Annotated in this window: 15 protein-coding genes; 8 read left to right on the forward strand and 7 right to left on the reverse strand. The window is 38.1% G+C overall.

The window, feature by feature from the left end; genetic code table 11:
* The first annotated feature begins 108 nt into the window (after window positions 1-108).
* Complete coding sequence (locus tag DRW42_RS27010; protein ID WP_113951974.1) at window positions 109-1,365, forward strand: anthranilate synthase component I family protein; 1,257 nt, start codon at window positions 109-111, stop codon at window positions 1,363-1,365.
* Window positions 1,366-1,682: 317 nt separating this feature from the next.
* On the opposite strand, the gene DRW42_RS27015 is transcribed toward DRW42_RS27010, so the two are convergent.
* From DRW42_RS27015 to DRW42_RS27030, 4 genes are all read right to left on the reverse strand, one after another.
* The gene (locus DRW42_RS27015) at window positions 1,683-2,489 is read right to left on the reverse strand and encodes a M48 family metallopeptidase (RefSeq protein WP_113951975.1); all 807 of its coding nucleotides are present in this window, start codon (window positions 2,487-2,489) and stop codon (window positions 1,683-1,685) included.
* Between the two features lie 94 nt (window positions 2,490-2,583).
* Window positions 2,584-3,231 carry a glycerol-3-phosphate 1-O-acyltransferase PlsY gene (gene plsY / locus DRW42_RS27020; protein ID WP_029279402.1) on the reverse strand — a complete coding sequence of 216 codons (648 nt, stop codon included), beginning with the start codon at window positions 3,229-3,231 and terminating at the stop codon, window positions 2,584-2,586.
* Between the two features lie 49 nt (window positions 3,232-3,280).
* Window positions 3,281-4,123: a carboxylating nicotinate-nucleotide diphosphorylase gene (gene nadC, locus DRW42_RS27025; protein ID WP_113951976.1), complete on the reverse strand. Its 843-nt coding sequence runs from the start codon at window positions 4,121-4,123 to the stop codon at window positions 3,281-3,283.
* 53 nt (window positions 4,124-4,176) lie between these two features.
* Window positions 4,177-4,575, reverse strand: coding sequence for a DUF4783 domain-containing protein (locus DRW42_RS27030; protein ID WP_113951977.1), 399 nt, complete (start codon window positions 4,573-4,575; stop codon window positions 4,177-4,179).
* A 173-nt stretch (window positions 4,576-4,748) separates the two neighbouring features.
* Between DRW42_RS27030 and gpmI the strand changes: the two genes are divergently transcribed.
* Together gpmI and DRW42_RS27040 are read left to right on the forward strand one after the other, a co-directional pair.
* A complete protein-coding gene (gpmI, locus tag DRW42_RS27035) occupies window positions 4,749-6,272 on the forward strand; it encodes a 2,3-bisphosphoglycerate-independent phosphoglycerate mutase (RefSeq protein ID WP_113951978.1) in 1,524 nt (507 codons plus the stop codon).
* Window positions 6,272-6,802 (forward strand): hypothetical protein, encoded by a 531-nt coding sequence (locus DRW42_RS27040; protein WP_113951979.1) that lies wholly within the window; start codon window positions 6,272-6,274, stop codon window positions 6,800-6,802. Before gpmI ends, DRW42_RS27040 begins: the two co-directional genes overlap by 1 nt.
* A gap of 212 nt (window positions 6,803-7,014) precedes the next feature.
* Here DRW42_RS27040 and DRW42_RS27045 read toward each other — a convergent pair whose 3' ends face one another.
* The gene (locus DRW42_RS27045; protein ID WP_113951980.1) at window positions 7,015-7,635 is read right to left on the reverse strand and encodes a tetratricopeptide repeat protein; all 621 of its coding nucleotides are present in this window, start codon (window positions 7,633-7,635) and stop codon (window positions 7,015-7,017) included.
* 315 nt (window positions 7,636-7,950) lie between these two features.
* Here DRW42_RS27045 and lon point away from each other — a divergent pair, with 315 nt between their 5' ends.
* The 3 genes from lon to DRW42_RS27060 all read left to right on the forward strand — a co-directional run bounded on the left by lon (window position 7,951) and on the right by DRW42_RS27060 (window position 12,253).
* A complete protein-coding gene (gene lon / locus DRW42_RS27050; protein ID WP_113951981.1) occupies window positions 7,951-10,422 on the forward strand; it encodes an endopeptidase La in 2,472 nt (823 codons plus the stop codon).
* Window positions 10,423-10,503: 81 nt separating this feature from the next.
* The gene (locus tag DRW42_RS27055) at window positions 10,504-11,454 is read left to right on the forward strand and encodes a lipid A deacylase LpxR family protein (RefSeq protein ID WP_113951982.1); all 951 of its coding nucleotides are present in this window, start codon (window positions 10,504-10,506) and stop codon (window positions 11,452-11,454) included.
* A 283-nt stretch (window positions 11,455-11,737) separates the two neighbouring features.
* Window positions 11,738-12,253: a L,D-transpeptidase family protein gene (locus DRW42_RS27060; RefSeq protein WP_113951983.1), complete on the forward strand. Its 516-nt coding sequence runs from the start codon at window positions 11,738-11,740 to the stop codon at window positions 12,251-12,253.
* Here DRW42_RS27060 and arfB read toward each other — a convergent pair.
* Window positions 12,250-12,660 (reverse strand): alternative ribosome rescue aminoacyl-tRNA hydrolase ArfB, encoded by a 411-nt coding sequence (arfB, locus tag DRW42_RS27065; RefSeq protein WP_113951984.1) that lies wholly within the window; start codon window positions 12,658-12,660, stop codon window positions 12,250-12,252. The two genes, DRW42_RS27060 and arfB, sit on opposite strands and share 4 nt — an antisense overlap.
* Window positions 12,661-12,697: 37 nt before the next feature.
* Window positions 12,698-13,222, reverse strand: a complete 525-nt coding sequence (locus tag DRW42_RS27070) for a ferritin (RefSeq protein WP_113951996.1) — start codon at window positions 13,220-13,222, stop codon at window positions 12,698-12,700.
* A 129-nt stretch (window positions 13,223-13,351) separates the two neighbouring features.
* On the opposite strand from DRW42_RS27070, the gene cmk reads away from it, so the two are divergent.
* Window positions 13,352-14,032 carry a (d)CMP kinase gene (cmk, locus tag DRW42_RS27075; protein ID WP_113951985.1) on the forward strand — a complete coding sequence of 227 codons (681 nt, stop codon included), beginning with the start codon at window positions 13,352-13,354 and terminating at the stop codon, window positions 14,030-14,032.
* 393 nt (window positions 14,033-14,425) lie between these two features.
* On the forward strand, window positions 14,426-15,253 hold the full coding sequence (locus DRW42_RS27080) for a 3-keto-disaccharide hydrolase (protein WP_113951986.1): 828 nt from the start codon (window positions 14,426-14,428) through the stop codon (window positions 15,251-15,253).
* Window positions 15,254-15,261: the final 8 nt, after the last annotated feature.

Genomic DNA, 15,261 nt, shown 5'->3' on the forward strand with positions numbered 1-15,261 from the left:
GAGGCTGACCAAATTAGTAATCTACCTTTTTGGTCAGCCCCATAAGTTATCAAAAGATAAAAATTAATTTCTTACAATTATCATCTCTATTTTTACCTTTGCGGCAGCTTGAAAACCCCGCAAAAAATATCCGATTTTAAACAAAAAGCACTGCACTGGGCCAACCAGTTTGAAGTATGCTGCTTTCTTGACTCGAATCATTATAAAGATACCTATTCGGCTTATGATTTTATCATTGCAGCCAGTGTAAATCACGAATTAAAATGCGCAGCTGGTAATGCCTTTAATCAGCTAAAAAGCTTTTATACAGTACATAAACAGTGGATCTTTGGCTTTTTTAGCTACGATTTAAAAAATGAGATCGAAGATCTGCAATCGAATAATCCTGATGGCTTAGCATTTCCAGACTTATACTTTTTCGTTCCAGAATATTTAATTGCTTTTAAAGAGGGTAAAGCTGAAGTTTTGATTGGTGATAAAAATATTTTAGCAGAAATCGAATCTTTTCAGGTACAGAAAAAAGAGAAAGCAACTGCTGTACAGCTATCGCAAAAATTATCAAAAGCGCAATATATTGACAAAGTAGAAACGTTGAGAGATCATATTTTAAGGGGCGATATTTATGAAGTTAATTTCTGTCAGGAGTTTTTTGCCGAAAATGCAGCAATAAATCCTGTTCAAACTTTCGAGTTGCTTAATGCGGTTTCTCCTACCCCATTTGCCGGATATTTTAAAATTTACAATCAATATATTTTATCCGCAACCCCCGAAAGGTTTTTATGCAAACGTGGCCAAAAATTGATTTCGCAACCGATAAAAGGCACCGCAAAAAGAAGTTTTGATCCTGCAGAAGATGAAGTTATAAAATTGCAGCTAAAGAACGATGTTAAAGAGCAGGCCGAAAATGTAATGATTGTTGATTTAGTGCGCCACGATCTCACTAAATCGGCTGTTAAAGGTTCTGTAAAGGTTGAGGAGTTGTTTGGGATTTATAGCTTCCCTCAGGTGCACCAGATGATTTCGACCATTAGCTGTGAACTAAACCCAGAGATCCATTTTATCGATGCCATTAAAAATGCCTTCCCAATGGGTTCTATGACCGGAGCTCCAAAAGTTAAGGCCATGAAACTGATAGAAGAATATGAAGTGAGCAAAAGGGGCATTTATTCAGGTTCATTTGGCTGCATCAGTCCTGATGGCGATTTTGATTTCAACGTAATCATCAGGAGCATTTTATATAATTCAGAATCGAAGTACTTGTCCTTTCAGGTTGGCGGTGCTATTACCTATCAAAGCAACGCAGCTGCTGAGTATGAGGAATGTTTGTTGAAAGCCAGTGCAATTTTGAAGGTGCTTGAAGGTTAATTGGTTCATTGGACCACTCTTTCTCGTCGTAGCGTCTCGCTACGATCAAGATAATACTTTTAGCTATAATTAAATGAACAGTCTTAGCGAGACGCTAAGACTAGAATTAGTAGCGTCATCTCGACCGAAACGCGACCTGTACCGATTTTACATCGGTAGTGAGCGGAGAGATCTATCTCGAGATAGATTTCTCGACTTCGTTTCACTCCGCTCGAAATGACGGTATTTTGAGGGTAACGAACAGATATAAAAACAAAAGGTGGAAAGTATCTGCACCATGCAAAACCTTCCACCTTTCTACCTTCCAGCCTTCTACCTTATTTCTTATAATACTGTTGCGCCTCAGGCAAATATTTTTGAATCTGTGCTATACGTGTTTCATCACTTGGGTGTGTACTTAAAAATTCAGCTGGTTTTTGTGCACCTGCAGAAGATGCCGACATCCTGTTCCAGAATGCGGTAGCATTTTGTGGGTTATATCCTGCCATGGCCATAAAAATTAAACCTAAACGATCAGCCTCCAACTCCTGGTTACGGCTAAATTTCAACATCGCCACTGGCGTACCTACACCATATAGGGTGTTAAAAATAGATTGTGTTTTCGGGTTTTTAGATAAAGCTACACCAGCTGCAGCACCAATACCCTGCGCCACCATTTCCTGCGACATACGCTCAGCCGAGTGACCTGCAATGGCATGTGCAATCTCGTGGCCCATTACCGTTGCTAAACCGGCATCATCCTGCGTTACAGGTAAAATACCTGTGTAAACCACAATTTTTCCTCCTGGCATACACCATGCATTTTTTTCATTGTTTTGCACCACATTCACTTCCCATTGATAATCTGCAATTAAATTACCGTAATTATTGCTGTTCATGTACGATTTTACAGCGGTAATTAAACGGCTTCCAATCGTTTTTACCTTTAACGCCTGTGCATTTGAGGCCGGTAAAACGGTTGATTTATTTTCTGTTAAAAAAGTGCTGTAAGCCTGAAATGCCATTGGCAAAACCTGATCGTTACTTACCAGATCAAATCGACTACGACCTGTTAAAGGAACGGTAGAACATGAGTTAAATAATAAAATCCCAGCAACACTTGCTGCCAAAAATAACTTTTTCATAAATACGATTTTAAATGATTAGTAATACCAATAAGCAAACCGAAGATTAAACAGTGCGCCTATCAATAAGTTTTAATGAAATGTGTTTTGTTAATTAATTAGTTTTCTTCCTAAACAAATACACTTTGGATTCTTTGCCTTTCAGCAATCTTTCGAGGTTTTTTTGATGTGTTACCAGGATTAAAATACAAACCACCATGCCATAAAGCACTTCCGATTTGATGGAAACCTGAAACAGGAACACTACACTGAGCGGAAAAGTAAAACCCGCACAAATGGAGCTTAATGAAACATATTTGGTTAATAACAACACCACCACGAAAACCAGAACGCAAAGCATAGATGCTTCGAAATTAACTGCTAAAATCATTCCAAAAAGGGTAGCAACACCCTTTCCACCCCTAAAACCAGCAAAAACAGGAAATAAGTGCCCCATAACTGCGGTTACACCAAGGGCAAGCTGATAATTAACAAAAACAACTGAATTTTGTGGCCCGGTTACCGACATGCCGATTAAATAAGCCAGGTTAGTGGCGGTATAACCTTTTGCAATATCGATGATCATTACGGCAATTCCGGCTTTTTTACCCAGCACCCTGAAGGTATTGGTTGCGCCGGCGTTACCACTTCCGTATTCTCTTACATCAACGCCATAAAAGGCCTGACCAAGCCATACAGCTGTTGGTATAGATCCAAAAAGGTAAGCAATTAATAGCGCGCTGAGAGAATAAACCGTAACCATAGCCTACAATGATACAAAAAATAAGCTTTTAATTTTATAGCAAATCACTTTAGTATGCTTTTAAACTCATATCCAGGCTTTTCACAGAGTGTGTAAGCGCACCCATTGAGATAAAATCTACCCCACAAGCTGCATATTCTGCAACATTTGCTTCGGTAATTCCCCCTGATGCTTCAGTGGTAAATTTACCATCGATCAACGCAACAGCAGCCCTAAGGTTTTCGAAACTAAAATTATCGAGCATAATGCGGTTTACACCACCAATGGCCAAAACCTGTTTAAGTTCTTCCAGATTCCGAACTTCAATTTCGATCTCCAGGTTTTTATGCTGATCGGCAAGATATTTTTGAGCAGCAGTAATCGCATTGGCAATTCCTCCGGCATAATCAACATGGTTATCTTTAATCAGGATCATATCATATAACCCGATACGATGATTTACGCCACCACCAATTCTTACCGCCCATTTTTCCAGATAACGGAGTCCGGGAGTAGTTTTACGGGTATCTAAAATTTTAGTCTTGGTATTTTTTAACAGCGATACAATACGGTGGGTAGTAGTTGCAATACCGCTCATGCGCTGCATGCAATTTAAAACCAAACGTTCGGCTATTAAAATGGAATGTGTGCTTCCGGAAACAGTTAAGGCGATATCGCCAAACTTTACTTCTGCACCATCCTGTAATAGTACATCAACTTTTAAACCGGTATCAACTTCTTTAAAAATCTCGATAGCCAGTTCAATACCAGCTAAAATACCATCTTCTTTAATAATCAGTTTTGCTTTTCCCTGCGTTGCTGCCGGGATGGTAGAAAGTGAGGTATGATCGCCATCACCAACATCTTCGGTAAGGGCATTTTTTATGAATTGATGTATAAGTTGAGTATCCAAAACGTAGGCTTTATGCCGCAAAAATAAGAATTATTTGTTAGCTGGCAATTTACTTAGTCTTTTGCAGGCTCAATTCTTAATTCGGTAATCGAAAAGCTGGTGTTAAATTTTTTCATCGTGATCGAAACCCTGAAAGTTTCTTTGGCAGTACTTAATATAATTACGCCGAAACGATAGTTTGGATTGGTATTAATTTTATGAAAAATACTTGTTTTTACCGGTGGATGTTTCACAAAAAAATCTCTCAAAATTTGTTCACCCTGTGCTTTTGAGTATACATCTTCTTCATCAACCATGATCAGTTCGATGGTGGAAGCAAAATTTTTGGCAATCTCTTTTGCGTTGCCAGCCTTAAAATACGAGGATAAATCATCAATAATATCAGCCTGGAAGGCCGTAGAACTATATAATGACGACAAACTAATAATGAATAAAAATAAGCTCCGGATCATTTCTGTATTTTATACAGAACCCTATAGCTAAAATTATGCCATTAGCGCATCAAAAAAAGGATTTCTTAATTTGTATAAGCTTCAATAAAGTTATATTTGCCATATAAACAAAACACTAAAACATGTTATATGTGAAAATGTTTTAATGTGTATCAATAAATTTTACAATAAAGATGGTAAACGATAAAAAACTCGCGCTGATAATCCTTGATGGTTGGGGCTACGGAAAACAAGACAATTCTGATGCTGCTTATGCTGCCAACACTCCATTTTTCGATTCGTTATTACAAAAATACCCAAATTCTAAGCTTGAAGCTTCGGGCGAAGCAGTGGGCCTGCCTGCCGGACAAATGGGTAACTCTGAAGTTGGACACATGAATCTAGGTGCCGGCCGTGTGGTTTACCAGGAACTTGGAAGGATCAATAAATCAATCACCGACAGGGAACTGCATAGTAACCCGATTCTGGTAAATGCATTCGATTATGCTAAACAAAACAACAAAGCTGTACACTTTATAGGTCTCGTATCAAACGGTGGTGTACATGCACACATCGAGCATTTAAAAGCTTTATGCGATGCCGCCAACGAGGCAAACGTACCCAACACCTTTGTTCATGCCTTTTTAGATGGCCGCGATACCGATCCAAATTCTGGTTTGGGCTTTATTACTGATCTTGAAAACCACATTCAAAATACCAATGCCAAACTGGCTACCATGATTGGCCGTTATTATGCAATGGACCGTGATAACCGTTGGGAACGCGTAAAACAGGCTTATGATGTAATGGTAAACGGTGTGGGTGAAAAAACACAGGATGCTTTGGGCGCGATTAAAAAATCGTATGCAGATGGTGTTACTGACGAGTTTTTAAAACCGGTGGTATTAACACAGGATAATGGTGCCCCGGTTGCTACCATCCAAAATGATGATGTGGTAATCTGTTTCAATTTCCGTACGGATAGAGGTCGTGAAATTACCACTGCCCTAACCCAGAAAGATTTCCCCGAGCAGCAAATGCATAAACTGCCGTTGTATTATGTTACCATGACTACCTATGATGAGAGTTTTGAAAAGATAAATGTGATTTTCACCAAGGATGATTTAACCAAAACCATTGGGGAAGTGCTGGCCAATAACAATAAAAACCAGATCCGTATTGCCGAAACTGAGAAATATCCACATGTAACTTTCTTTTTCTCCGGCGGAAGAGAGGCCGAATTTGCAAACGAAAAACGTCTTTTAATTCCGTCTCCAAAAGTAGCTACTTACGATCTTCAGCCTGAAATGAGTGCTGCAGGTATTACTGAAGCCATTACCAAAGAAATGGAAACAGGATGGGCTGATTTTATCTGTTTAAACTTTGCCAATCCGGACATGGTTGGTCATACCGGTGTTTTTGAAGCCGTAGTTAAAGCGGTAGAAACAGCTGATAAATGCGCGGAAGAAGTGGTAACCAAAGGTTTGGAACATGGTTATTCATTTATCCTTTTGGCCGATCATGGTAACTCCGAATTTATGGTTAATGCCGATGGATCTGTAAATACTGCACATACCACCAACCTGGTTCCATGTATTTTAATCGATAAAGATTACAAAACCATCGCTGACGGAAAATTAGGCGACATTGCCCCTACTGTTTTAAGAATTTTAGGTGTTGATATTCCGGCAGAAATGACAGGAAACGTTTTAGTATAATGATCAAAAAAATCTCTATTCTGGTATTTGCTTTGGCATTATTTTCATGCAATCAGCAAAAAGAAGCTGAAGCAACTACCAGTTTAACCTATTTCGATGTTAAGGGCTATTTCGGGAAAGAAATTTCACGTTTGCAGCATTTAAACCCTGAGGTGGATAAAACCGTAAGTATAAATGGTGTTGCGGAAAATAAAACGGCCAAAATTACCGACTGGACCAAAGAACTGACCATTTTTGTGAATGCCGATATCAATAAAACATCCTGGAAAGGAAGTTTTAAAGCAACCAAACAAGATGGAGCTGATATTTATACTTCCGACAGTAAAAAAATACCAATCAAAAAGATTTCAGTGATGCAGAGCGGTCAGAAAGTAGATAGAATAGAAATTATCATTGATAACAAAAATATTCTCTATCAATCGCAGGATACATTAACATATTATCCTGATAGTTTATATATGATCAAAAAGCACCAAAAAATAAGGCTGCTTAATGAAAAAAGATATTCGGTTATCGGAAAATTGAAATAAAAAAAAGGGACTTGAAATATTCAGGTCCCTTTTTCTTTTTTAATTGAAGTAAGTCGTCACCCTATATTTATTTCAGGGTCTATTATGCTAAAAAGATGCTGAAATAAATTCAGCATGACGGATCGATCAAGAATGAATGTTTATAAACGATTATTTTGATATACAGCAACCTGCCATAGGAACTCTCTTATTATGTATATCAGCTAATTTTATTATTTCAAACTCGCAATCTGTGCTTTATCATACGTTACCCAATCAATAATATCTTTCCTTAGTGGCTGCAGGGTTAAGACTTTCTGAAAATCTGCAATCGAATTATTAAATAAAGCTACGCAAGCTGCTTTTTCTTCTTTTTTCTTTGCTTTAAAAGATTTAAAAATTGCATAATCTTTATAGGCTAAACCGCGGTTCTGGAACATCTGTGCATCTTCATCGCCGTTAATTTCTATCGCTTTTGTAAAATCTTTAAGAGAGGCCATATAAAAATTTTCGCGCATGGTATTTAGCGATTCTTTAGGATCGTTTGCAATTTTCAACCTCGCAATACCACGGTAATAATAGGCCGAAACCTCAGTTGGTTTAACTGTTAACAAACGGCTATAGGTTGCAATACATTTCTCATATTCGCGGTTCTGAAAATAAGAATACCCAAGCATTTGTAAAACATTTGCATTATCAGGCGTTTTAGCATCGGCTTTTTCCAGTTGCATGGCAGCGGTTTTGTAATCCCCTTTCATCATGGCCTGCATACTTCTTTCGTAATTGCCCTGTGCAAAACTACCGGTAGATGAAAAAATAATGAGTCCTAAAATAGCCTTTTTAAAATAGTTCATGTATGAGTAATAAGTTTAACATATTTAACGCCTATCAACATTATAGGAGAAATTTTTTGCAATATAATCCTATTCTGATAATTTAAAAGTTTTAATTTTCTTTCATTAAAAACCAATTGCCCTAAACATTAGCTTAAACGTTAAAATATGCTTTATATGATGCTGATGGAAATATTTATGTTACTCTGCCTTTTTAACATAAGATTAATACTATTTTCACTTTGGCACAAGAGTTGAATTTATTAACTTAATACAATAATTAAACAAAGTGAATACGATTAAACTGCCAGTTTGTCGTTAGCGGAAAATGTGATAATGAGTAAACAAGATATATTTGATTTCCAGTCAGCAATGCCAATCATCAACGAAGATACCGAATTTTTCCCCTTAATGTCTCAGCAGGACGAAGAGGAAATGAACAATGAGGAAACGCCCGAAACGCTGGCCATATTGCCATTGCGTAACACCGTTTTATTTCCGGGTGTAGTAATTCCCATTACCGTTGGAAGAGACAAATCGATTAAATTAATTAAAGAAGCTTACAAGGGAAATAAAATTATCGGGGTGGTATCCCAAAAGGATGTTTCGATAGAAGACCCTACATTTGAGCAACTTAACACCGTTGGTACCGTAGCAAACATCATTAAACTGTTGCAAATGCCTGATGGTAATACTACGGTAATCATTCAGGGTAAACAACGTTTTAGCCTGATTGAAGAAGTACAGAATGAGCCATACATTAAGGCGGTTGTAAAAAAATTCGAAGAGCAGAAACATAAGGCTGATAAAGATTTTAAAACACTGATTGCCTCTATCCGTGAGATGTCGGCACAGATTATCCAGCTTTCGCCCAACATCCCTAGCGAAGCCAGTATTGCCCTTAAAAACATCGAGAGCAACTCATTTTTGATCAATTTTATTTCATCAAACATGAATGCCGAAATGGCCGATAAGCAGAATATCTTAGAAATGGATAAACTGCAGGACAGGGCGCAAAAAGTAATGGAACTTTTAATGGTCGAACTGCAGATGCTGGAATTAAGAAACCAGATCCAGTCTAAAGTACGTACCGATCTTGATAAGCAACAACGCGATTATTTCTTAAATCAGCAGTTAAAAACCATTCAGGAAGAACTGGGCGGTAATTCTGCCGATCTAGAATTTGATGCCTTACAGGAAAAAGCAAAAAAGAAAAAATGGACACAGGCAGTTGCCGATCATTTTGACAAAGAGCTTGATAAACTGGGTCGCATGAACCCTGCTGCCCCTGATTATTCAGTACAGTTAAATTATCTCGAGTTGCTTTTGGATTTACCATGGAGCGAATTTACCAAAGATAATTTCGACCTGAAAAGAGCACAGCGCATCCTGGATAAAGACCATTTCGGTTTAGAAAAAGTAAAACAGCGTATTATCGAATACCTCGCCGTTCTGAAACTAAAACGCGACATGAAAGCGCCGATTTTGTGTTTGGTTGGTCCTCCGGGAGTGGGTAAAACCTCTTTAGGAAAATCAATCGCCAAGGCATTGGGTCGCAAATATGTACGTATGGCTCTGGGTGGCATCCGTGATGAAGCAGAAATCCGCGGTCACCGTAAAACCTATATTGGTGCAATGCCTGGCCGTATCATTTCATCCATTAAAAAAGCCGGAGCAGATAATCCTGTTTTTGTACTAGATGAGATTGATAAAGTAGGTACCGATCACCGTGGCGATCCATCATCGGCTTTGCTGGAAGTTTTAGATCCTGAACAAAACAATGCTTTCTACGATCATTATGTAGAAATGGATTACGATTTATCTAATATCCTGTTTATTGCTACCGCAAACTCTTTAAGCACCATACAACCTGCTTTATTGGATCGTATGGAAATTATCGAAGTTAACGGCTATACCATTGAAGAGAAAATAGAGATTGCCAAAAAATACCTGTTACCAAAACAGAAAGAAAATCATGGTTTGCAAACCAAAGATATTGCCCTTAAACCTGCCCTGATTGAAAAAGTGATCGAAGATTATACCAGGGAATCAGGTGTACGTGGTTTAGAGAAAAAAATTGGTTCTTTGGTACGTGGTGTGGCTACAAAAATTGCGATGGAAGAAACCTACGAGGCAAATTTAACCAATGATGATGTTGAGCGTATTTTAGGTGCGCCAATTTTTGATAAGGATTTGTACGAGGGTAACGAAGTTGCCGGTGTGGTTACGGGTTTAGCCTGGACAAGTGTTGGTGGCGACATTTTGTTTATCGAATCGAGCTTAAGCCCCGGTAAAGGGAAATTAACCTTAACCGGTAACCTGGGTGATGTGATGAAAGAATCGGCGGTAATCGCCTTAGCATATTTACGTGCGCACGCAGGCGAATTTGGTATTGATTATAGCTTATTTGATAACTGGGATGTACATGTTCACGTTCCGGCAGGTGCAACACCAAAAGATGGTCCTTCGGCAGGTGTTACCATGCTTACGGCATTAACTTCGGCGTTTACACAACGTAAGGTAAAACAGCATCTGGCTATGACAGGCGAAATTACCCTACGCGGAAAAGTGCTTCCTGTTGGCGGTATCAAAGAAAAAATATTGGCGGCAAAAAGAGCTAATATTAAAGAAATTATCCTTTGCAAAAGCAACCGTAAAGATATTTTAGAGATTAAAGAAAGTTACATTAAAGATTTAACATTCCATTATGTAACCGAAATGAGCGAAGTAATTGATCTGGCCTTAACCAAAAATAAGGTTAAAAAACCTTTAGACTTAAGCATTAAAATTGCCCCGATTGTAAACTAATTGGTAAAAATTTGGATTAACCATCAAAAATCCAATTACAATAAATACTTTTATAGTCCCGATAACCATCGGGACTTTTTTATGAAATCAATTTTATCGATCATAGTTTTTTGCCTGGTTGTTTCAACCGGTTTTGCACAATCGTTTAAAAACGAATTTGGTTTTAAAACCGAAAACGATGCTTATCTGGCCACTTTAAACGACCGCTATTATACGAACGGCTTATTTATTTATTTCCGCAGGGCACTCAATACCGAAAAACTATCGGATAAAATAGAGAAAAAGACTCTCGAAATTTCTGCAGGGCAAAAAATGTATACCCCTTATTGGGGCCAGGTACCTAACAAAGAAGATCAGGACAGGCCTTTTGCGGGATATTTGTATGCCGGCGGTGCCTATTCTGTTTTCTATAAAAATGAAAGCGTTTTAAAAACCAGTGTTGAGTTGGGAACCGTTGGTCCAAACTCATTGGCTCAGGATGCACAGCGTTTTCTGCATAAAACCGTTGGTTTTTACACGCCTGCAGGCTGGGATTACCAAATTAAAAATGAAGTGGCTGTAAACCTTGCTGCAAATTATAGCAAATTACTTTTCCGTCCTGAAGATCCCATTGTTGATATTAGCGCGCAGGGTTATGCCAATTTGGGAACAACTTTTTCGGGTTTAGGCGCATCTGCACTTTTTAGGATTGGCAAATTAAATCAATTGTTTAACAGTGCTTACCATAATGCAGTAATCGGAAATTCGAAAACTAAAAGCCTGAACAATTCAGAATTTTTATTTTACATAAAACCGCAGCTTAATTTTGTGGCTTACGATGCTACTATACAGGGCAGTCTGTTCAACAACAATAGTCCGGTAACATTTGGGGTAAAACCAATTGTTTATGAACAACAGTTTGGCGTAAATTACAGCTCGAAAAGGTTTACTGCCGATTTTAATGTGATTTTTAAAACTAAAGAGGTTAAAAGTGTGGCTAAAGCACAGAATTATGGTGGCTTGAGCTTGTATTATAGGTTTGGGAAGATTTAGGTTAATTGGTTAACTGCAAACTGTAAAAGGGTTAATTGGTAACTATGTAAATCGGTTAATTGTTAACTGCCAACTGTAAACTGAAAATTGCATGCTGTTTAAATTGGTTAATTGTAAACTGCAAATTGCCAACTGAAAATTGCAAAAAGGGTTAATTGTAAACTGCAAATTGCCGACTGGAAACTGGAAAAAGGTTTAATTGGTTAACTGTTTACCCTTCGACTACACTCAGGGGATTAACAACCCGCTAAACGCCAGCCGCCTAACGCTTCCCCTACAAAACATGAAAAAAGCCATACTTCTTATACTTTCGCTCATCATTGTTGGTGCAATTATCTATAATTTGTATCCCGAAAAGGAGTTACCTCTCCATACGGAAATTGATTATATTCTCGTAAAAAAATCTGATCGGCAATTATTGGCTTATTCCAAGCAAAAACTGGTTAAAACCTATGAGATTTCATTAGGGGATAATCCTGTTGGGCATAAAGAATATGAGGGTGATGAAAAAACGCCTGAAGGCATTTATACCATTAACGCAAAAAACCCCAATAGCGGTTATCATAAAAACCTTGGCATATCCTATCCAAATGCAAAAGATATGGCAAAGGCCAAATTATTGGGTAAAAACCCTGGTGGCGATATTAAAATACACGGACTCAGGAACAGATTGGGATTTATAGGAAAGTTCCAAAGGTTTTTAGATTGGACCAACGGCTGCATGGCTTTAACTGATAGCGAAGTTGATGAATTATACGATTCCGTAAAAATAGGAACCAAAATTGAGATCAGGTCTTAATCAATCGACGGTTTTTTGCGATTTTCTTTTCTATTGGCGTTAACGGCTTTATTTTTTAACCTTTTCTGAATAACGGCATTGGGAATTTTGGTTGCTTTTCTCTTTTTCTGAACCTGCAACGACCGTTTTAATAGTTCGATGAGTTTTACAATGGTTTTTTCCTTATTTAACAACTGACTTCTGTCTTCCTGTGAAATAATATGCAGCAAGCCATCAGTATCCAGGCGGTTTTCGAGTCTGCTCCTCAACAATGCTTTTTCATCTTCATTAAAAAAAACTGCGGTTTCGAGATCAAAAATAAGTTCTACCTTGCTCGAAACCTTATTTACATTCTGCCCACCTTTGCCCCCGCTTCTGGAAGTTTTGAAAGTAACAGACCGTAAAATTTCTTCTCTTGTAGGCAACATGCCGCAAAAGTAAACATTTGAGGATAATAAAAATAACTTATTCCCCCTCTTTGGTTTCGCTCACCTTGCTGCGCAAACCAACAATATCTTTATCCAACTGATAAATACCTCCCCTATCGCTACCAACGAGCTGAAGTTTCTCTAACATGGTTTTGGCCATTTTTTCTTCTTCCAACTGTTCGTCTAAATACCATTGCAGGAATTTAAAGGTAAGGTAATCTTTCTCGTTTAGCGATAGTTCTACCAGGTCATTGATGCTTTTAGATACCAATAGTTCATTATCCAAAAAATCCTGAAATACCTCAATTACCTGTCCGAACGAATTTTTAGGCATCTCCAAAGCCGTTACAATTGCATGGCCGTCGCGGTCGTTAATATAGTGGATCAGTTTTAACATGTGATGGCGTTCTTCATCACTTTGGCGGTAAAAAAACTCGGTATAACCTTCTAAACCGGGCTGGGTTTCCAGCCAGGAAGCAATTGCCAGATATACCTGTGAGGATTCGGCTTCTAGTTTAACCTGGTTATTCAGTGCCGACAGCATTTTTTCGGATAATAACATAATCGTATTTAATTTTATATCTAAACACCTGCAGCAGGTCAATGTTTTAGCATGAGCTTGTTTAGAATCTATCTTTATACCCCTAAAAAAATTCAGCATTCTGTTTCTATTTTTTACCTTTGTACTACGATGAAGAAAAACCTGGTAATAGCGATAGATGGCTATTCATCTTGCGGAAAAAGTACATTAGCAAAGGCATTGGCTAAAAAATTAGGTTTCATTTATGTAGATAGCGGGGCGATGTATCGTGCCGTTACACTATATTTCCTGAGAAATAATATCAATGTTGGGGATGATGCCCAGGTTGTTGACGCTTTACAGCACATCGAACTAAATTTCCATTCGCGAGATTACGAATCGCATATTACCCTTAACGGCGAGGAAGTATCAGACGAGATCCGTTTGATGCCGGTTTCTGAAAATGTAAGTGAAGTTTCGGCGCATAAAATTGTACGCCATGAAATGGTAAAACAGCAACAGCGCATGGGCAAATCGAAAAATATTGTAATGGATGGCCGCGATATCGGCACCACTGTTTTTCCTGATGCACCTGTAAAATTCTTCATGACAGCCGACCCGAAAATCAGGGCCGAACGCAGGTTTAAAGAGCTTGAAAGCAAAGGCAATAACGAAACTACTCTGGAAGAAGTTTTTGAAAACCTTGCCCACCGCGATTATGCCGATACTACACGGAAAGAAAGTCCGCTGGTGAGGGCCGATGATGCGATTATTTTAGACAATACCGATCTTACACAGGAAGAACAACTGGATTTTGCTCTGGAAAAGGTAAATCCTTTTTTGGTACACTAGCTGATGGTTCATTGGTTTATTGGTCATTGGTGATTTGTGAATTGGGTTAACTGGTTAATTGTTTAAATCGGTTAATCGTTCTATTTGCATAATTGTCGGATTGTTGGATTGCTAAATTGTTAATTGCCAACTGCCAATTGAAAACTGTAAACTGACTAATTGTTTAAATCGGTTAATCGTTCTATTTGCATAATTACCTGATTGCTAAAATGTTAATTTCCAACTACCAATTGAAAACTGCAAACTGACTAATTGTTTACCATTCGGCTGCGCTCAGGGGTTAACTGATGCTTAACTTAATATCTTAAGAGGATAATAGCCTAAGGACTTCAGTCGATCCACATTGACTTCTAAAAAAAATTCATATTTTTAGCATCTAACCCAAATGTTGCTATGAAATTAAAATCAATTTACCTTACCTTATTATTATCTCTCTTTATTTTTAATGCCAATGCCCAAAAAGGCTGGATCAATCTGTTTAACGGAAAAGATTTAAAAGATTGGAACATTAAAATTGCCAAACACGATTACAAAGAAAATTACGCTAATACTTTCCGTGTAGAAAACGGGCTAATGAAAGTAAGTTACGATGGTTACAAAGAATTTGACCAACAATACGGACATATTTTCTATAAAAAACCTTTCTCTGCATATCTTTTAAAAGTAACCTACCGTTTTGTTGGCGACCAGGCCAAAGGTGGCGAAGGCTGGGCTACGCGTAACAGTGGTGCCATGTTGCACTGCCAGGATCCGGCAACAATGTTAAAAAACCAGGATTTCCCGATCTCTATTGAAGGGCAGATTTTAGGTGGCGACGGCGAACACGAACGCCACACCAGTAATGTTTGTACACCAGGAACATTGATTAATTATAATGGTAAATTGTTTACCCCACACTGTTTAGATTCAAAATCGAAAACTTATGCTGGCGACCAATGGGTAACGGCAGAGTTTTTAGTACTCGGCGATTCGGTAGTAAAACACATTATTGCAGGCGAGGTGGTATTAGAATATACAAAACCTCAAATTGGGGGCGGCAATGTTTCCAATTTCGATCCGAAGGTTAAAATAGATGGAAAACCGCTAACCTCAGGTTATATTTCGCTACAGAGTGAGAGTCACCCGATTGAATTTAAAACCGTACAGCTTTACGATTTAGAACCATACATGAAAGATAAGCCAAAATTAGACAAGGTATTGGCAAAAATATTAAAAGAGTAAATTAAACT

Source organism: Pedobacter miscanthi (assembly GCF_003315595.1).
In the GTDB taxonomy this organism is placed as follows: domain Bacteria; phylum Bacteroidota; class Bacteroidia; order Sphingobacteriales; family Sphingobacteriaceae; genus Pedobacter; species Pedobacter miscanthi.